The sequence below is a fragment of the Oenococcus oeni DSM 20252 = AWRIB129 genome, from assembly GCF_000372485.1.
GTDB classification, from domain to species: Bacteria; Bacillota; Bacilli; order Lactobacillales; family Lactobacillaceae; genus Oenococcus; species Oenococcus oeni.
Genome location: NZ_AQVA01000007.1, coordinates 34,387 through 53,570 on the forward strand (window position 1 = coordinate 34,387; position 19,184 = coordinate 53,570).

Here is a 19,184-nt window from a genome sequence, read left to right on the forward strand (position 1 = left end):
TCTTAAATTTTAAAACGGAAGATCATCATCCGAGATATCAAGCGAATCATTCCCGGTGTCTGTATTAAAAGGACTGCTGGAAGAACTCGTTTGACTATTAGTTGAAGCGGAACTCGCATTATTGTTGAATTGCGAATCAAATGGATTTGACTGTTGATTAGGAATATTGAAATTACTCTGACTTTGCGGAGCGGTATTCCCCGTGTTACCAGCACTGCCATTTTGCGAACGACGCGCTTCAGATTGAGCACGTGTCTCCAATAATTGGAAATTATCAACAACAACCTCGGTCACATAAACCTTCTGTCCCTGATTATTATCGTAAGTTCTGGTCTGAATTCGGCCTTCGACGCCAACCATTGCTCCTTTACCTGTAAAATTGGCAAAGTTTTCGGCAGGTTTACGCCAAATCACGCAACTGATAAAATCAGCCTCGCGCTCACCAGCGCGATTCGTGAAATTTCGTTCGACAGCGATTGTAAATGATCCAACTGCATCACCATTTCCTGTATAACGCAACTCAACGTCGCGGGTTAATCTACCAACTAATACAACTCGATTGATCATAAAACTCCTTATTTTCCAGATGTAGTCGCGGCAGTTCTAGCTTGATTAGAAGCAGAAGATTGTGCTTGTGCGGCATTGCGTTCAGCCTCGCGTTGTGCACGGCGTTCTGCTGCGCGTTGAGTAGCAGCGGCTTGTTTAGCATGAGCATCAGCAAGCTTTTCAAGATCAACGGCGACAATCATATGCCGTAAAATATCTCCTGAAATCTTCGCTAAACGATCAAACTCATTAACTGCTTTTTCATCTTCAGAAGAAAAAGTAACGATATGATAAGTTCCTTGTCGATAATTGTTGATTTCATAAGCAAATCTACGAGTATCCCAATCTTCGGATTTATCAATCTTGGCACCGTTGTCGCTCAAAATAGAATCAAAACGTGTTACCAAAGCTGCTTTGGCATCTTTATCCAAGTCCGGACGAACAATATAAGTCAATTCATAATTAGCCATTTTTTACCTCCTTTTGGTCTCTGACCGCCTAAGCGGTAAGGAAAGTGATATTTCATCACGAATAATCATGATACAGGGAAACAAAGTCAAAATCAAGAAAACAAAATAACATTTAGGATTACATTTGCATATTCGAATCAGGCATGTTTTTATCGCAAAGATCCTTTAAATTCCAGTGTTGCGGATTATTTGGATCGACAGCCTCGATCTGAGCCATCATCCCGGTATCTTCGTGTTCGAGAATATGACAGTGGTACATAAAAATTCCTGGAACATTGAATTTAACCAATAATTTGACATGTTCTCCGGGATTGACAGCAACTGTATCTTTGAAACCAAATTCGTTTGGATAAGGTTTTTTACCATTTCTCGATAGGACCAAGAATTCCGTTCCATGCATATGAAAAGGATGAATCATTCCCATCCCCGGCATAGAATCATTCGTATTGGAAACATCCCAAATTTCGTTTTTACCAATCTCTTGACGATCGTCAATTCGCGTCATATCGTAAAGTTTTCCGTTGATTCTAACTGAATCGTCCATCCCCTCCATAATTACTTGGTGGCTGGGACTGCCGGTGAAATCGCGTTCAATTTGCTTTAGGGTCTTGGGTAGCTGACGTCGATTGTCTTCAGTAAATTCGCCTACTTTTAAAGTCAGGATCGGTACATCATCGGCTTTCAAAACAATCCGATCGCCTTTTTTATAATCGGAAAAATACAATAATATTTCTGCTCTTTCGGCATTCGTTAACATGATTTTCGTCATTTCAACGGCATGCGGCAAAAAGCCTCCATCAGAAGCAATCTGCGTCATAACAATGTTTTGATCGGAATTCAACCGCAGTTCCCGCCGATTGGCGCCGTTTAAAACTCGTAAACGCAAGCATGGACGGGTAACAGTAAATTCGGCATTGACTGTCCCGTTAACAAGTGCTGTATCTCCCAATGTTCCGTCCATGTCATAATCAGCCTGATAATCCCATTGGCTATCGTGAAAAGTCCGGTCCTGAAAAATAAGCGGAATATCATCGACTCCCCAAGTATGTGGAAGCTGAGGTAAATCATCCAGGGGATTAACGACAGCAACCGGAGCTGCTAGTCCCTTCCAAACCTGTTCGGCAGTATGCGGGCAGGGATGTGGATGCAGCCAAGCCGTCATTGTCGGCTGGTTAACATCAAATTCTATTTCTCGGGACTTTCCCGGCAAGACCGGGGCATGCGGACCACCGTCTTCAATCGGACCGGGAATATTAAGTCCATGCCAATGCCAGGTGGTAACCTCCGGTAAATCATTAACCAGGGTTAAATGATAATGTCTGCCAGACTGGTAACGAATCAAGGGTCCAAGCAGCGAACCATTGTAACCCCACGTATGGGTGACTTTACCATCCAGAATATTCGTTTCCCCTTCTTGGGCGTGAATCGTGTAATAAGTCGTATTGCCCTCTATTTTGTCGGCTTTCAAAACTTTGGGGATGATAAGCTTATGCGTTTTTGTTTTCGGACGAATTAAGTGTTTGTATGCTCCATCGTGATAATCGTATGCACCTTCATCAAAAAAATAATTTTTGATTAATTCCATAATTAGGCCTCCCTAATGTTATTTAACAAGTCTTCACTATCAAGCAAATCACTAGTATTCAAAACATGCAACCAATCTGATTACACCAACTGGGATTCTTTTGATCTTAAAAGTGATTAAAGCAAAACATACGCAGCATTATAAAAAATCTTTAAAAAGTATTTTTTCAAGATTAAAATCGTTAGCAAAAATCAGTTAGAGGTAAAATTAAATGGATTATTGGAGGACAAATGCGACTTTTACAAGCTAAAATAATTGCTGATTTACATGTTCAACCGGTCATTAACGCCAAAGACGAGATTGATCGAACAATTGCTTTTTTGAAAAATTATCTAATTGCAAACCCACAATACAAAAGTTATGTTTTGGCTATTTCAGGTGGTCAGGATTCTACTCTGACCGGTAAGTTGGCTAGAATTGCCATTAATCAGCTCCGACAGGAAACCGGAAATGATCAATATGAATTTATTGCTGTCCGCCAGCCTTACGGCGAGCAAGCAGACGAAGAAGATGCCCAGACAGCTTTGAAATTTGTTGCACCAGACCAGACAATAACAACCAATATAAAGGAAGCAACTGATGCTTTAACAAAAACATTGAGGGTTTCCGGACTGGCAGTCGATGATATGAGCCGTGGTTCAATCAAACCAAAAATGCGAATGATTGCTCAGTATGCGGTTGCCCGTGAACATGACGGCGTTGTTCTTGGAACGGATCACGCAGCCGAAGCCTTTGCCGGTTTCTTTACAAAATACGGCGATGGAGGAACCGATTTGGATCCGCTCTGGCGACTAGATAAAAGTCAAGGCCAGCAAATGTTAAAAGCTTTGAACGCTCCGGAATCACTCTACAATAAAGTCCCTTCAGCTGATTTGGAAGATAAACGTCCACAATTGCCTGATGAAGTTGCCTTGGGCGTTAAATATAAGGACATAGACAAATATCTTGAGGGACGGGAAGTTTCCGAAGAAGCTGCCAAACAAATCGAAAAACTTTACCTTACTACGAAACACAAACGGCATTTACCGGTAACAATTTACGATACTTGGTGGTATTAAAAAAGAGCACTTAAGCGCTCTTTTTTATTATCAAATGATTCGTAATAGACTTACTTTTTATCTTTTCGATAAAGAAAAATCAAAGGAATTACCGCTTCGGCAAACATTCCGATAGCCATCATCTGCATTGCCAGCATATTGTGCATCGAGAAAACCGCCCAGACCAAAACAGCATAAAAAACAACAAAAACTGCTGTAATCAATTTTGAATACATCATAAAAATTCCTCCCAAAAAATAAAAGTTCCTAATTAAATTTTTCAACAAATTAATTCAAACCATGACCAATTAATATGGAAAATCGATTTAAATTGACTAACGTTAATCATACATAACAAACAGCAAAATAAAAAGGCTTGAGAATCAAGCCTTTTAAATATTCTTATTACTCACTGGTTTTTGAATCAGAATCATCTGAATTCTTTAATTGGTTATCAGCCAGTTTTTTAATTTTTTCTGCAATCTGATCATCACTCTGATTTGTTGGCAGAGAAACTTTTTCTTCTTGATCAGTTGCCGGAATTTCTTCGTCTTCTTCTTTTTCGACTTTGGCTAAAGTAGCTACTTTTGAACCCTCTTCAATTTTAATTACATGAACACCAAGCGTTGCCCGGCCCGTAATCGAAACATCAGCAGCAGCAAAACGAATCATAACTCCGGAATCAGTTGTAATCATAATATCTTCGTCTCCAGAAACAACCGCTAGTCCGGCCAGAGGACCGTTTTTCGATGAAATATTGGAAGTCTTGTAACCTTTTCCTCCACGACCACGAATCGGATATTCTTCAACGGCAGTCTGCTTACCATAACCTTTTTCGGTAATAATCAAAACATTGTCGCCAGGAATTAACAAATCGGCTCCAACAACATAATCCTTATCACGCAAATTCATTCCACGGACGCCGGATGCTGTCCGGCCCATTGCTCGAACATCGCTTTCGGCAAAAGAAACGGCATAGCCGGAATGTGATGCAATCACAATGTTCTGTTTCCCATTAGTTAATAAGACACTAATCAAGGAATCGTCATCGCGAAGATTGATTGCTCTTAATCCTGATTGACGAATATTTGTAAACTCGGAAACAGCTGTCCGTTTGACAGTTCCCAACTTCGTTGTAAAGAAAAGGAAATCTTTGGAAGTTGCCGCATCACCGCGAACATTTATAATGGCCTGAACGCGTTCGCCGGCATCAAGCCCAAGGAGATTAATAACCGGGATTCCTTTGGCTTGCCGACCATATTCCGGTACCTCATATCCCTTCATTTTGTAGACTTTTCCTTGGTCGGAGAAGAACAGCAAAGTGTCATGAGTACTTGTAGAAACAAGTTGCTCGACAAAATCATCATCATGGGTATTCATTCCCTGAACACCACGGCCACCACGATTCTGTGTATGAAACTCGCTAGTCGAAAGACGTTTTATATATCCCTTATGAGTAAGAGAAATAAGAACTTCTTCTTCATCAATAAGATCTTCGTCTTCAATTGAAGAAACATCGCCAACCTGTAATTCCGTCCGACGCTCATCGCCAAATTTATTTGCAATGTCCAAAAGTTCCTGATAAATAATTTGGTCGATCCGTTCGGGTTTAGCCAAAATATCTTTGAAGTCTTCAATCGATTTTAATAAATCGGTATATTCGGTTTCGATTTTTCCGCGTTCCAAACCGGTTAGCCGAACCAAACGCATATCCAAAATTGCCTGAGCCTGCTTATCGGATAATTGATAACGATTAATCAATTCATTTTTAGCAATTTCAGCGGTATTACTGGAACGAATCAGTTCAATAATTGCATCAATGTGATCCAGAGCAATTCGCAGGCCTTCAAGAATATGAGCACGATCTTGAGCTTTCTTTAAATCAAATTCTGTCCGTCGGCGAATAATTTCGCGTTGGTGTTCCAAATAGGCTACAAGAATTTGCTTTAAGCTCATCGTCTCCGGCTTGCCATGATTAATAGCGATCATATTAAAGGAGAAACTCGTTTGAAGCAGTGTTTGTTTATATAAATTATTTAAAACCACGTTGGCGTTGGCATCACGACCAACATCAATTGCAATCCGCAAACCATTTTGATCGGATTCATCACGAATCGCCGTGATACCTTCAAGCTTCTTTTCAAGAACCAATTCACGAATCCGCTCAATTAATTTGGCTTTGTTAACCATATAAGGAAGTTCGGAAACGGAAATTCGTTCATGACCGGACGAAGATGTCTCAATATCGACTTTGGAACGGACAGTCACTGAACCACGACCAGTTTCGTAGGCCCGGCGAATTCCCGACTTCCCCATAACAATCGCTCCAGTGGGAAAATCAGGTCCAGGCAGAGCTTCCATTAAATCAGCAACGGTCGCATCCGGATTCGCCATCAAAACATGGATTGCCGCAATTACCTCACGGAGATTATGAGTTGGAATATTTGTAGCCATTCCAACGGCGATGCCCTGTGCACCGTTAACTAAAAGATTTGGAAAACGTGAAGGCAAAACAACTGGTTCGCGATTATCGCCATCATAACTCGGTTGAAAATCAACGGTTCCCTTGTTGATATCGCGAAGCATTTCCAAGGCTATTTTTGATAAACGGGCTTCGGTATAACGCATTGCCGCGGCTGGATCGCCATCGACCGAACCAAAGTTTCCATGTCCATCAACTAATGGATAGCGATAGCTAAAAGGCTGGGCCATTCGAACCAAGGACTCATAGATTGCCGAATCCCCGTGGGGATGAAATTTACCCATGACATCACCGACGATACGAGCTGACTTTTTATGCGGTTTGTCGGGCGTAACACCTAATTCGTTCATACCAAATAAAATCCGACGGTGGACAGGTTTCAAACCATCGCGGACATCCGGTAGAGCTCGGGCAACGATAACCGACATCGCATAGGACAAAAAGCTTGTCCGCATTGTTTTATTTAAATCAGTATCCTTGATTCGGGAATCCGGTGTGAAATTGTTGTTTTCTTCATCAGCCATAAATTACCTCACACATCCAAATCTTCAACAAATTGAGCATTATCTTCGATAAATTCACGTCTTGGTTCAACCCGGTCACCCATCAGCATGTCGAAAGTTGTATCGACTTCCGGTTGATATTCCGGATCGACACGCAAGAGACGACGATGTTTTGGATCCATAGTTGTATCCCAAAGCTGAACGGCATCCATTTCACCAAGACCCTTGTATCGCTGAATCCGTGGTTTAGGACTTGCCGGCAGTGTAGCAGTATATTGATCAAGTTCCTCATCGGAATCAAGGTACACACGCTGATCCGAATTTCCGATCGCGACTCCATACAAAGGTGGTTGAGCAATATAAATATAGCCGGCGTCAATCAAAGGACGCATATATCTAAAGAACAAAGTTAAAAGCAGGGTTCTGATATGCGCTCCATCGACATCGGCATCAGTCATAATAATTACCTTGTGATAATGAGACTTGCTAATATCGAATTCTTCGCCAAAACCGGTTCCCATCGCCGTAAATAAAGACCTGATTTCTTCGTTAGCCAGGACCTTATCCAAAGTAGCTTTTTCAACATTCAAAATTTTTCCACGAATCGGTAAAATAGCCTGTGTCAAACGAGAACGGCCTTGCTTGGCGGAACCGCCGGCTGAATCCCCCTCGACGATAAACAATTCGGAAATCTCTGGGTCGCGGGAAGTATTATCTGCTAATTTTCCAGCTAAAGCACTAATTTCCAGTCCGGACTTTTTACGCGTCAAATCACGTGCTTTCTTGGCAGCGGCACGTGCTTTAGAAGCGATTAATCCTTTGTTAGCGATCGCTCTGGCAGTTTCCGGGTTCTCCATCATAAAACGATTAAAAATCGTTGAGAACTGATGATTTACAACCTGCTGGGCATCTGTATTGCCCAACTTGGTTTTTGTCTGCCCTTCAAATTGCGGATCGGGATGTTTGATTGAAACAATTGCCGTAATTCCTTCTCGGACATCCTCACCACTCAGCGGATCATCGGAATCTTTCAAAATACCTTTTTTCTTGGCATAATCATTAATAATTCTTGTCAAAGCCATTTTAAAACCGGTCTCGTGCGTACCACCTTCATGAGTATGGATATTATTAGTAAAACTCATCAGGGTTTCGGCGACGGCATCGGTATACTGCAAAGCGACCTCAACTTGAATACCGTTTTCTTCCCCTTCGACATAAACTGGTTCAGGAAAAAGCGGTTGCTTGTTTTTATTTAAAAATTTGACGTACTCGGCAATTCCACCCTCATACATAAATGATTCATTTTTTACAGGATCAACTCTTTTATCGGTTATAGAAAGACGCAGCCCTTTATTCAAAAAAGCCAATTCGCGAATTCGGCTTGCAAGGGTTCGATAATCGAACACGATTGTTTCCCGGAAAATATCCGGGTCCGGAGCAAAGTGAACAATTGTGCCGCGTTTAAGGCGCATTGGTTCATCGAGCAATTTCATTTCTGTCTTAATGTGGCCGCGTTCAAAATCCATGTAATAGATTTTGTTGTCCCGATAGACTCTGACGTCCATTTCCTTTGACAAAGCATTAACAACCGAAGCGCCAACACCATGAAGCCCACCGGAAACTTTATAACTTTTCGAATCGAATTTACCACCGGCATGCAGAATCGTAAAAACAGCTTCCATAGCCGGACGCCCGGTTTTAGGCTGAATTTCGACCGGAACACCACGGCCATCATCGGTAATCGTAATCGAATTATCTTTTTCAATCGTCAAAGTAACATGATGGGCAAAACCAGCCAGTGCTTCATCGATTCCATTATCGATAATTTCCCAAACCAAATGATGCAAACCGGAACTTGCAGTCGAACCAATATACATTCCCGGTCGTTTGCGAACCGCTTCAAGTCCCTCCAAAATTTGGATGGAAGACCCACCATAAGAGTTATTGTCACTAGGAGCTACTTGATTATTTTTTTTTAAATCAACCATTAACGAGCGTTCCGCCTTTCACTTGATAAATTTTCGGGTCTTTTATTAAATCTCTTTCCACGTCAGAAAGACTCGTAGTTGTTAAAAACGTTTGTACTTTATCCTGAATAAAATTCAATAACTGTGTTTGGCGATCGCCATCTAACTCAGAGAGAACATCATCCAGCAATAAGATCGGATATTCACCGGTCTCGTATTTCATCATTTCAATCTCTGCCAATCTGACTGACAGCGCAGTCGTCCTTTGCTGTCCTTGAGAAGCGAAGGAACCAACCTCTTTTCCATTAATAGAAAATTTCAAATCATCATGATGTGGTCCAACACTTGTCGATTTTAAAAATAATTCGCGTGTCTTATTTTTGAGCAGTTGATTATTAAAAATTTTAGAAATTTCTTCTTTCGTCGACTGGTCGTCAATTCCAGAAAAACTTGCATATTTAATCGTCAGTTTTTCGTTCCTGGAAATTGCCTTATGAATTTGATAAGAGTATTTTTCGAGTTCTTTAACCAAAACAAATCTTTGAAAAATAATCTCACTTCCAAAATCAATCAATTGATCATTTAAAACTTTTAGATAATCTTCATCTATTTTCGGATTATTGCCAATCCATTTAATATTTTTTAAATAAGCATTGCGATTTTTAAGAACGCTTCGATATTGTAAAAGATTAAACAAATAATTTGCCGACATTTGGCCGAATTCGCTGTCGATAAATTTTCGGCGGACTCCCGGAGACCCCTTAACCAAATCAAGGTCTTCCGGCGCGAAAAGAACTGTATGTAGGTTACCAATATAATCTGATAAACGATTTTCGGTCAGATGATTAACAAAAACTTTTTTGCCGGTTCTTGTAATTCGGACTTCTAAAGGAAATTTGCCCATCTTACTTTGAACTTCACCGGTAATATCCGAAAAATCAGATGACCAATTAATCAAATCGCGATCATTATTATCACGATGGGAACGTGCCATCGATAAAATATAAATCGCTTCTAATAAGTTTGTCTTCCCTTGCGCGTTGTCTCCAATTAGGACATTAATCGAATTAGAAAAATCAACTTGTAAACTTTTATAATTACGAAAGTCTTTGAGCTTGAGACTATTGAGAAACAATTTCGTACTCTCCGATTTTAAGAATCTTCACTAAGTCTCCTGGATAGAGTTTCCGTCCTCGACGATTTTCCGATTCACCATTTACAAAAAAAGAGTTTGCGTTCTCTTTAAGAAAAAATTTTGCACTGCCGCCGGAACTGACAATATCTTCAATCTTCAAAAGTTGACCAAGCGTAATAAATTCGGTGTTGATTTGGACTTTTTGCAAATATTCACCCCCAAGATTACTCTTCCCATTGTAACAAAAAACGCCAAATTTTACTATATAAGCAATTTTTTGGCGTTTTGGTAACTTTTGTTATATTTAATAATTTTTGCTTAAATCGCAATAATTTTAGAACGTGCGCACCGGTGTAATTAATTGAACCTTATTATTATCAGAGGCGCCATTGGGTCTAATGACGAAAGGACGCAAATTTGTTGTAAATGAAAAATCCAATTTGCTTTCACCGATTGAACTCAATGCATCGCGAACAAAATCGGGATTAAAACTAATCTTTAAATCTTCGCCTTTAAAATTATCTATCGACAATTCTTCCAGGACTTTGCCAACCTCGCTTTGAGCCGTCGATAATACTAACTTATCCTGACTGATCGAGAATTCAGCGACAATATTGCCTGATTGGTGGGCAACCAAACTGGCTCTGTCCAAAGAAGGAGCAAGCTGAGCAGCATCAATCGTGAAACTAGTTGTCGAATCAGACGGAATCAATCGATCCGTTGCTGGATACTGTCCTTCCAGCAAACGGGAGTAAAAAGTTGTTTCTCCCAAATCAACCAGTAACTGGGAACGATCAAACTGTAAATTCAAATTATCAATATTTTCAAGCAAAGCACGTAATTCTATTAAAGCCTTGCTGGGAACGACGACATCTGCCTGACTGTCATTTCCTATTTTGGTGATTCTTTGAGATAAGCGGTGTGAATCAGTGGAAACAGCCTTTATTTGATTGTCGCCGATTGTAAAGTGAATTCCTGTTAATAAGGGTCTTGAATCTTGAATCGAAACAGCTCTAATTGTCTCGCCAATAATATCGATTAATTCAGAAGATGGAATATTAATCGTATTTGCATCATCGAGTCTGGGTAGTTGCGGATAATTATCAGCTGATTGTCCTGCAACTGTAAAATCAGAGCTTCCACCAACAATTGCAATTTGCGATCCCTCAGTCGATATTTCTACTTTGTCGCTGGAAAGATGTTTGATGATATTACTAAAGAAATTAGCATTGGCAATAATTTCTCCGGGCTCTTCGATTACCAAATTTTTTTTATCTTTATCTGCAGTTAAAACTGTCTTGATTGATATTTCCGAATTAGACCCGATCAAAGTCATTTCGTTATTGGAAACAGAAATTTTAATACCGGTCAGGATTGGAATAATTACCTTTCCAGAAATTGCCCGACTTACAATATTTAATTTATTTGTTAGTTCGTTTCGTTTAACAGAAAATTTCATCGCTTGTCCTAAATAATATTTTTGGTTAGTAATAATAATAAGGCCTGTGGAAGTTGTGGATAAGCAAATTCATCAGTCGATTTTCCGCTAATAGCGAGGTGGAAAATCTTGGGACAACTTTACGTATAACTCCATATTTCTCTACAACTTAATAATACGTAATTTGTTTGGTCTTTATGACTTTTCTTTGATTTTTGTTGAAAGATTTTCAATTCTTTGCTTTAAAGCATAATCAGTCTCGATCAAATCGGCTATTTTTTCTGTTCCATGCATGACGGTTGTGTGATCGCGTCCGCCAAAAGCCTGACCGATTTTAGGAAGAGAAGTATCGGTTAAGGTTCTAATCAGATACATAGCCACTTGTCTTGGCAAAACAATATCCGAATTTCGCTTTTTTCCAATCAAATCATTAATGCTGACATTGTAATCATCGGCAACTGTCTTTTGGATGTCGGGTAGAGTAATTACTTTTTGTCTCGTAATGTTTAAATGTTCCAAAATCTTTTGGGCATTTGATACGTTGATCGGCCGGCCGGCGCGTGCCATCAAGGTTAGTGTATTGAAAGCACCTTCCAGTTCACGGACATTCGTATCGATTTGTTCGGCAATTAAAGTTAATGTTTGATTATCGATACTGATACCTACTTCTTCCGACTTATTTTTTAAAATTGCCAATCTTGTCGGGAAATCCGGTTTTTGGATATCGTAAGCAACACCCTGCATAAAGCGGGAAACAAGTCGGGCATTCAGTCCGGGAATATCTTTCGGCAGGACATCGGAGGTCATAACGATTTGTTTTTGGGATTTGGTAATTTTGTTGAAAATATTAAAAAACTCTTCTTGGAAACGATCTTTACCCTGAAGCATCTGAATGTCATCGACTAAAAGAAGATCGACGTTTTCATAGTTACTGGTAAAATCGGCAGTTGTTTTCTTGCTGATTGCATTAACCCAATCATTCATAAAATCGTCAGTGGTTATATAACGGACAATTGCATCGGGCTGCAGTTCTTTCAAGCGATTTCCGATAGCCTCCATTAGATGTGTTTTTCCCAGACCGGAAGACCCATATATAAGTAAGGGGTTATATTGACGACCGGGTTGTTCGGAAACGGCCATTGCTGCACTGGTAGCTAATTCGTTGGCATCACCGATGACCCAAGTGTCGAAAGTGAAATTTTGGTTTAGCTGATAATCAGTTGCGACAAAATCGCTATTTGATTGATTTGATTTTTGATTATTAACTGGATTGGCAACGACTTTTATGACTTTTAGTTCAGGCTTAAAAAAATCGTGCGCAACATCGTAGGCATACTCCATGAATTTTGCTGTGTAATTACCATTATCCCAAGCCTGCATAACGATATCGTTTGGTGCCTGCAGTTCGACGGTTCTGTTAGCCAAGTCGACTTTAACGGCGCGAACAGGTTTAATCCAGTTTTCATAAGCAGTTTCCCCCATATTAGCGGCGAAACGGCCCTGGATTCCCTTCCAAAAAGTATTTAAATCAAAGTAAGAGTCTTTCATATTTTTCCCAACTAGACTAATTAAACGGGAACAGAGCGTTATTTTCAACAGTCTGTGTAGATAACTTTCCGAGATATTTACAGTCTGTTAACCAATTTATCCCCAAGTTTGTGGGTAATTTTGACTCTTTCCACTTTTTTAAAACTTTTCCACAAGCAAAGTTATCCACAAATACCCGATCTTTCCACAATTTAACCGCTTATCCACAGAATCCACATAAAAAACAGGGTTATTTGTTAACAAGTTGTGGATATGTTGTTAATTAGTGGAAAAGCAGGTATAACGGCACTTTTCTCTTTAAACTTTCTTAATAATTCCACACCACGTAACGTGGTAATGTGGACAATTAAATTTCTTTTAAAAGCTTGTCACTATTGAGATTATTGGGGTTTTTGTGTTACCATATTTCAGTACCTTTGTCTGTAAAGACATAATATTGGAGTAAAACATGAAAAGAACTTATCAACCAAAGAAGAGGCACTTACAACGTGTCCACGGATTCCGCAAGCGGATGAGTACTGCCAATGGTCGTAAGGTACTTGCACGACGTCGTGCCAAGGGCCGTAAGGTATTAGCCGCTTGATTCAGTCGCTTATGCGACTTTTTTTGTAAAATGGGCACTAAGAAACCATTTCGAATAAAAAAAACCAGCGATTTCCAAAGAGTTTTTGCTAAGCACAAATCTTTTGCTAACCGTTATTTTGTTGTATATAGCGATACTCAGCCAAAAGAGGTAGACGTTTCGCATTGGCGAATTGGATTATCCGTTTCAAAAAAAATTGGTAAAGCACATGAGCGCGTTTGGGTTAAACGTCGTATTAGTGAATCTTTTAACAATATTTCTCTTTTTATCCCGAATAATTTAGATATTGTTATTGTCGCTCGACCTTTGGTTAAGGGGCAAAAACAAAAAATAATTCAGGATCAATTAATGCATGTACTGGATTTGGCGGGAATTTTAAATGGAAAAGAAAAAAACTAGTTTTATTAAAAAAGTCGGCTGGCCTTCGATTATAGTTGCGATTGCCGCTTTGATTGCGATTGTGGCGTTCGCTTTTGTTCCGAATAACGCTTCGACAGTTTACAAAGGATTTCTTGGATCAATCACAGGATTTTTTGCGAATTCGATTCTTGGTGTCTCTAAATTGTGTGGAAATTCCTATGGTTTTGGTATTGTAATTTTCACACTATTGATTCGCTTTCTGATTTTGCCCTTAATGGTCTATTCGATTTCATCTTCGAAAAACATGGCAAAAGTTGCTCCCTTGGTTAAGAAAGTACAGGCCAAGTACAAAGGCAAACGTGATCGTGATTCAATGACGAATTTGCAGGAGGAAACCTCTTCTATCTATAAGGAAGCGGGCGTTAATCCATATGCTTCTCTTTTACCAGTTCTGATTCAGCTACCGGTTTTATGGGCTTTGTTTCAGTCGGTTTCTTCAACCCCTGCCCTTAAAACTGGATCTTTCTTCTGGCTTCAATTAGGAAGTCCGGATCCTTACTTTGTTTTGCCTATATTGGCAGCTCTGTTTACCTTTATCAGTTCTTGGATGAGTACTGCTTCGATGGGGAAAGACCAACCTGGATTCTCCAAGGCTATGCCTTATATTTTTCCATTTATCATTTTGTTTTCTGCTCTGGCCGTTTCATCGGCATTATCGCTTTACTGGGTAGCAACAAATGCTTTTCAGGTTGTACAAACTTTCTTTCTTCAAAATCCATTTAAAGTCCGCGCCGAAGAGAAGGCAAAAGAGCTTGCTGAATTAGAAAGAAAAAAAGCAATTAAAAAAACCTTGCGTAAAGCACATAAGCGGAGGAAATGACAATGGAAAGGATTAAGTCGATATTTTCCTGGATTATTCCGATTGCTGTTGGTTTACTGTTAGCCTTGCTAATTCAAGCCTTTCTATTAGTACCTGTTACGGTTAATGGCGACTCAATGCTTAATAATCTTAAGAACGGAGAACGGATTTGGGTCTTTAAGACAGAAAAAGTTCATCGTGGTTCGGTTATTGTTTTTGATGCCAAAAAGGAAGATCCTGGAATTCAAGCGGGAGAAAAAGATTATGTTAAACGTGTAATTGGTGTTCCTGGTGATAAAATTGAAGCTAAGAATGGTGATATTTATGTTAACGGTAAAGAAATATCGCAAAAGTATATTTCTTCCTATAACCGTACGACCGGCACCAGTAATTGGACTCTAAAGACTTTATCTTCAGGAAATTCGCCATTTGTTTCCGGAAAGTCTCATTGGATCGACGGAAAAGCTATCACTGTTCCTGCTGGTAATTATTTTGTTCTTGGAGATAACAGATCGAAATCAGAAGATAGCAGATATTTCGGTTTTGTTAAGAAAATTCACGTTCTCGGTGTCGCGAAGGTTTTTCCTTGGGCAAGTAGACATCAAGAAATAAATGATGTTTGGAAGAATTTTTTTGTTAAATGAATAAACATTTGAAGTATTTTTTGAAAATTTGGTTAATTCCCGCAATTGCTGGCATCGCGATTGCGGTTTTTCTTAGAGGAAATTTCTTCTCTTTTGTTAGAATATCTGGTCAATCTATGTCGCCGAATCTTGTAAATAATCAAATTGTTCTTTTGGAAAAGAAAGCTAATGTTTCACGTGGAACAGTTATCGTCTCTAAAACTAATAATTTGCAAAAACAGAATACTGGAGTTCAAGATATTGCTTTACGTGTGGTTGCGTTACCAGGAGATAAGGTTAATTACAAAAAAGGACAGTTGTATGTTAATGGCAAAAAAGTGAATCAATCTTATATCAGTTCACAAGTTAAAACTGAAACAGGAATGTCGATTGATACAGGTTGGTCAATCAATTCCCTTTCATTAAGTAAAAATTGGCCTAAAAGTCAGAGAAATATTAAGAAGGTTCAAAAAAACAGTTATTTCGTTTTAGCCGATAATCGAATTGACCCAGTTGATAGTCGGCAGTATGGCCTTATTAAAAAAAGGCAGATTGAAGGAGTTGTTAAGGTTTTTTTCTGGGAAACAAAAACAAAGATTAATAATATAAATCATTTTAGTCGCAACTTCTTCGAATGAATAATATGTTTCACGTGGAACACTGCAAAAAAGAACTGATTATGTTTCAGTTCTTTTTTTAATCTCATTAATTATCTCTTTAGAAATTATAGCCGCTTCTTTATAAATAATCGTTCTAACTCCTGGACGGGGTATTATTGTTGTAAACCAACTTACACCTTCATGAGGAATTCCCGCAGAATAAATTCCTGGTACAACTTGTCCCATTCTATCAATCAGTTGGTAGGTTTTAGGATTAATTTGTGCAGCATTTAGAATAATTTGTTGTTGGTTCTTTTGATATCTTGTCTTATGATACCAGCCATATTTATTGAGAATTAATCTTAATGGTTGAGTTGCCAGATCATTGTCAACACTTGGTAGGCGAGCTTCTATTAGGCTCTTTGCATTAATCATTTCTAATCTTTGACTCTTTGCAAAGAATGATTTATTTCGGGGATCATTTTCAACTTTCATTTCTGGTCCAAGAATATTCACAATGTGGCAATCCACCAGAGCTCTTAATTGCTTAATCCTTATTAATGGAGGACCGACACTTAAAAAGTTATTGACAGCATTAAATTTTGTCAAGAACTTTTCACTGTCATCAGGAAGAAAAAATTGATTCTCGAATATATCACGAATCAAATTACGAATATCCCGCAATATGTCATAAGCTCCGGCATAAGGTGCGTCTTTATTTCCTTTGCTGGCGTCTTCAATGTCAAAATCGAGATACTTGATATACCAATTCTTGAAGCTCTGATGAAGATCGGCTTTGTAAGCAGAATTTAGGATTCTATCCCAGTTCCAAATTTGATTTTTTGGCATATGATACTCTTCAGCAATTTTTTCATAGTTGGATGCTGGATTTCTTCTTAATTCACGTAGAAAACGGTTTGTCCTTTTGTGAATAATATTACTATAATCAGGGTCTTTGATTAGATTCTCGTAATGTTTATATTGAATTTCTTTATCAAAGAGTTTAAAAAAACTGTTGTAATCCAAATTGCCCGTATGATTCTTTAAATTTTTTAAATTATTTTTAGTGAAAAATCTTGGTTTATATTCCTCACTTGGACCTTTTTGATTTCTTCCACGCGCATGAAGAGGTAGGCCACTACGAGAACCGGCGAAAATAATCGGTTCCCGACCGCTTGCGATATATTTTAATTGTTCACCGTCTTGGACAAATTTTCCGCCCCTGTTTTCTGTCAGCATGATCATGTAGTCAAAGAAGGTAAGACCCAAACCACGAATTATGACCGCCTGAGTAGCTGGGATATCATCGAGATTTGTCTCTGAGGGATTGGCTGGCCCAAAATAAGATAATTTATTCCTTTTGGCAAATTCCGCGAAAGTTCTTTCTTCATCATTATATTTATTTTCTCCGTATCCTAGTGCCATGAAAACGAAATCAAACTTCTCTGAAGTACCGGAGAAATCGATTTTGTATTGTTGATTTACTGGAGTAATTGCTTTTATTTCTGTTTGTTCATAGGCCAGAGAGGAATTTTTTCCAGTCTGTTTCCTAATGTTTTCAAAGAACCACTGTTGATAGAGTCCGAGTAATCCGCGTGGAGCGAAATCATTTTCTTTTAAATCTAATTTGTCTAGATAAGTTTTACCAACTGAGCTGCCCTTCAAATATTCTGGTGCGATTTGTTGGATCCATTCATAAAAACTGGGTCCTTGCCTGATTGGACCGGGATTTTCAATCGAATCGTCAATGAAAAAACTCACCTGACTAACAACTGTATTCGTGATTAAAGAATGATTAAGTTTATTCATTGGATTCCATACCTTGCCTCCAATTGGGTAGGGATCGTACATTTTTATTTCTACATTTACCTTTTCTTTTTCTGATCGAGCGACTAAACGGTCTGCTACCGCGATTCCTCTCGGACCAGCACCAATGATTGCAATTTTCATAACTTTAATTATAAGAAAAAGCCATAGTTTTATTTAACTATGGCTATATTCGTTAATATTTCGCATCTATTCTATTGAAAACTAATTGTTTAAGAAGAGAACGACTTTTTGAAAATTATGCTCATGTGGGTCCGTATGTTGCTTTCCTTGACCGTCTAAGGCATCCAAAGTTTTATGATCATCATAGTCTAATTGGAAACTAAAAACTTTTTTGTTTGATTCAATATATTTCTGGTGAGTTGATTTTGGTAATGGCAGATATCCTTTTTCAAGATTCCAACGAATCAAAATTTGTGCGACATCAACACCGTGCTTATCGGCCAATTTTTTTAATTCCGGATTGTCCAGTAGATTACCGGTTCCCAATGGAGAATAGGCTTCTGTCAATATATTATGATTTTTATTATAAGTCACCAAATCTTTTTCCTGATCACCAGGATTTAGAAAAATTTGGTTTACCATTGGGGCGATTTCTGCTGTTTTCATCAATTCGTCAATATGTTTTTCACGAAAGTTTGAAACCCCGATTGCCCGTGTTTTCCCATCTTTGTAAATTTTTTCCATTGCCCGCCAGGAATCAGCATTCAATGATTGCCAGTGATCACGATACTCGATTGGCTCAGGCCAATGAATTAAATAGAGATCAACATAATCAAGCCCTAAACGAGTAATGGAATCATGGAATCCGCGTAGGGAATTTTCATAATTATCTCTTTGATAATTCCACAGCTTTGTTGTTACGAATAAATCTTCTCTTTTTACTCCGGAGTCTTTGATTGCTTGACCTACAGACTCCTCGTTGCCATATGCCGCTGCTGTATCTATATGTCGATAACCGGCCTCTAAGGCCCATTTTACAGCGTTATAGGCTTCTTCTCCATCAGCTGATTGCCAGGTTCCGAAACCAATAACCGGAATTTGAACATTGTTGTTTAATGTGTAAGTATCAGTTAATTTATTTGCTTTGATTTCCATTTAAAACCTTTCTTAATCCAGAAGATCTGGATTCAATCATTGTTTTATTATCAAACAGCGATGAGTTTATTCAGGCAATGAATAATGAGCTCGCTTTTTTCTCTATGTTACTAATTATATAGAAGTAGAGAGTAAACTATTATTTATGAATGTTTACGATGCTTTAAAAATACGTTTCGTTAAGATTGATAAAGACCAAACGATTTTGGAAATTCCTATTACTGATGCGATTTTACAGCCGGCGGGGATTATTCATGGCGGTATCAATGCCTTTATGGCCGAAGCAACTGCTTCGATTGCGGCAAAAGAGAACGTTAGTGAAGATAAAACGGTGTTGGGACTTTCTGTTAATACAAACCAAATACGTTCGGTTAGTCTGAAAACAGGGAATGCTTTACAGGCAGTTGCGATTCCTGAACATCGGGGCCGAACAACACAAGTTTGGTCTGTTAAAACTTACGTTGATGGAATCGGTAAAGCAACAACGGTTTCTACTGTGACTTTATATATCAAAGACAAATAAT

19 protein-coding genes and 1 pseudogene are annotated in these 19,184 nt (G+C 38.8%); 8 read left to right on the forward strand and 12 right to left on the reverse strand.

What is annotated here, in order from left to right; genetic code table 11:
• Positions 1–9: 9 nt before the first annotated feature.
• The 3 genes from ssb to A3G9_RS0105760 form a co-directional block, all read right to left on the reverse strand.
• A complete protein-coding gene (ssb, locus tag A3G9_RS0105750) occupies positions 10–567 on the reverse strand; it encodes a single-stranded DNA-binding protein (RefSeq protein ID WP_002817940.1) in 558 nt (185 codons plus the stop codon).
• 8 nt (positions 568–575) lie between these two features.
• The gene (gene rpsF / locus A3G9_RS0105755) at positions 576–1,016 is read right to left on the reverse strand and encodes a 30S ribosomal protein S6 (protein WP_002817809.1); all 441 of its coding nucleotides are present in this window, start codon (positions 1,014–1,016) and stop codon (positions 576–578) included.
• Between the two features lie 118 nt (positions 1,017–1,134).
• The gene (locus A3G9_RS0105760; RefSeq protein WP_002821497.1) at positions 1,135–2,601 is read right to left on the reverse strand and encodes a multicopper oxidase family protein; all 1,467 of its coding nucleotides are present in this window, start codon (positions 2,599–2,601) and stop codon (positions 1,135–1,137) included.
• Positions 2,602–2,831: 230 nt separating this feature from the next.
• Here A3G9_RS0105760 and nadE point away from each other — a divergent pair, with 230 nt between their 5' ends.
• Positions 2,832–3,659: an ammonia-dependent NAD(+) synthetase gene (nadE, locus tag A3G9_RS0105765; protein WP_002817938.1), complete on the forward strand. Its 828-nt coding sequence runs from the start codon at positions 2,832–2,834 to the stop codon at positions 3,657–3,659.
• Between the two features lie 50 nt (positions 3,660–3,709).
• On the opposite strand, the gene A3G9_RS1000000110230 is transcribed toward nadE, so the two are convergent.
• The 7 genes from A3G9_RS1000000110230 to dnaA all read right to left on the reverse strand — a co-directional run bounded on the left by A3G9_RS1000000110230 (position 3,710) and on the right by dnaA (position 12,711).
• Positions 3,710–3,877 (reverse strand): hypothetical protein, encoded by a 168-nt coding sequence (locus tag A3G9_RS1000000110230; protein WP_018025261.1) that lies wholly within the window; start codon positions 3,875–3,877, stop codon positions 3,710–3,712.
• Positions 3,878–4,043: 166 nt separating this feature from the next.
• Positions 4,044–6,644 carry a DNA gyrase subunit A gene (gene gyrA / locus A3G9_RS0105775; protein WP_002821495.1) on the reverse strand — a complete coding sequence of 867 codons (2,601 nt, stop codon included), beginning with the start codon at positions 6,642–6,644 and terminating at the stop codon, positions 4,044–4,046.
• Between the two features lie 8 nt (positions 6,645–6,652).
• Positions 6,653–8,611 (reverse strand): DNA topoisomerase (ATP-hydrolyzing) subunit B, encoded by a 1,959-nt coding sequence (gene gyrB / locus A3G9_RS0105780; RefSeq protein ID WP_002821494.1) that lies wholly within the window; start codon positions 8,609–8,611, stop codon positions 6,653–6,655.
• Positions 8,604–9,725, reverse strand: coding sequence for a DNA replication/repair protein RecF (gene recF / locus A3G9_RS0105785; RefSeq protein ID WP_002817932.1), 1,122 nt, complete (start codon positions 9,723–9,725; stop codon positions 8,604–8,606). The genes gyrB and recF overlap by 8 nt, the downstream gene beginning before the upstream one ends.
• Entirely contained in the window at positions 9,712–9,933 is a 222-nt protein-coding gene (yaaA, locus tag A3G9_RS0105790) for a S4 domain-containing protein YaaA (protein WP_002817801.1), read from the reverse strand. The genes recF and yaaA overlap by 14 nt, the downstream gene beginning before the upstream one ends.
• 126 nt (positions 9,934–10,059) lie before the next feature.
• Complete coding sequence (dnaN, locus tag A3G9_RS0105795; RefSeq protein WP_002817931.1) at positions 10,060–11,184, reverse strand: DNA polymerase III subunit beta; 1,125 nt, start codon at positions 11,182–11,184, stop codon at positions 10,060–10,062.
• A gap of 174 nt (positions 11,185–11,358) precedes the next feature.
• Positions 11,359–12,711, reverse strand: coding sequence for a chromosomal replication initiator protein DnaA (dnaA, locus tag A3G9_RS0105800; protein WP_002821493.1), 1,353 nt, complete (start codon positions 12,709–12,711; stop codon positions 11,359–11,361).
• Between the two features lie 95 nt (positions 12,712–12,806).
• Between dnaA and A3G9_RS1000000110755 the strand changes: the two are divergent.
• From A3G9_RS1000000110755 to lepB (A3G9_RS0105825), 6 genes and pseudogenes are all read left to right on the forward strand, one after another.
• Positions 12,807–12,977, forward strand: a pseudogene (locus A3G9_RS1000000110755) (hypothetical protein); the annotation flags it as partial.
• 182 nt (positions 12,978–13,159) lie between these two features.
• A complete protein-coding gene (gene rpmH / locus A3G9_RS1000000109885; RefSeq protein WP_002819722.1) occupies positions 13,160–13,294 on the forward strand; it encodes a 50S ribosomal protein L34 in 135 nt (44 codons plus the stop codon).
• Between the two features lie 30 nt (positions 13,295–13,324).
• Complete coding sequence (gene rnpA, locus A3G9_RS0105810) at positions 13,325–13,693, forward strand: ribonuclease P protein component (RefSeq protein WP_002817798.1); 369 nt, start codon at positions 13,325–13,327, stop codon at positions 13,691–13,693.
• Entirely contained in the window at positions 13,674–14,534 is an 861-nt protein-coding gene (locus A3G9_RS0105815) for a membrane protein insertase YidC (RefSeq protein WP_002821492.1), read from the forward strand. Before rnpA ends, A3G9_RS0105815 begins: the two co-directional genes overlap by 20 nt.
• A gap of 2 nt (positions 14,535–14,536) precedes the next feature.
• On the forward strand, positions 14,537–15,157 hold the full coding sequence (gene lepB, locus A3G9_RS0105820; protein ID WP_002819720.1) for a signal peptidase I: 621 nt from the start codon (positions 14,537–14,539) through the stop codon (positions 15,155–15,157).
• Positions 15,154–15,774 (forward strand): signal peptidase I, encoded by a 621-nt coding sequence (lepB, locus tag A3G9_RS0105825; RefSeq protein WP_002819719.1) that lies wholly within the window; start codon positions 15,154–15,156, stop codon positions 15,772–15,774. The genes lepB (A3G9_RS0105820) and lepB (A3G9_RS0105825) overlap by 4 nt, the downstream gene beginning before the upstream one ends.
• A 39-nt stretch (positions 15,775–15,813) precedes the next feature.
• Here the strand turns inward: lepB (A3G9_RS0105825) and A3G9_RS0105830 are convergent, their stop codons facing one another.
• Positions 15,814–17,685, reverse strand: coding sequence for an FAD/NAD(P)-binding protein (locus tag A3G9_RS0105830; protein ID WP_002821491.1), 1,872 nt, complete (start codon positions 17,683–17,685; stop codon positions 15,814–15,816).
• 81 nt (positions 17,686–17,766) lie between these two features.
• Positions 17,767–18,660 carry an aldo/keto reductase gene (locus A3G9_RS0105835; protein ID WP_002821490.1) on the reverse strand — a complete coding sequence of 298 codons (894 nt, stop codon included), beginning with the start codon at positions 18,658–18,660 and terminating at the stop codon, positions 17,767–17,769.
• Between the two features lie 145 nt (positions 18,661–18,805).
• Here A3G9_RS0105835 and A3G9_RS0105840 point away from each other — a divergent pair, with 145 nt between their 5' ends.
• A complete protein-coding gene (locus A3G9_RS0105840) occupies positions 18,806–19,183 on the forward strand; it encodes a PaaI family thioesterase (protein WP_002819716.1) in 378 nt (125 codons plus the stop codon).
• Position 19,184: the final 1 nt, after the last annotated feature.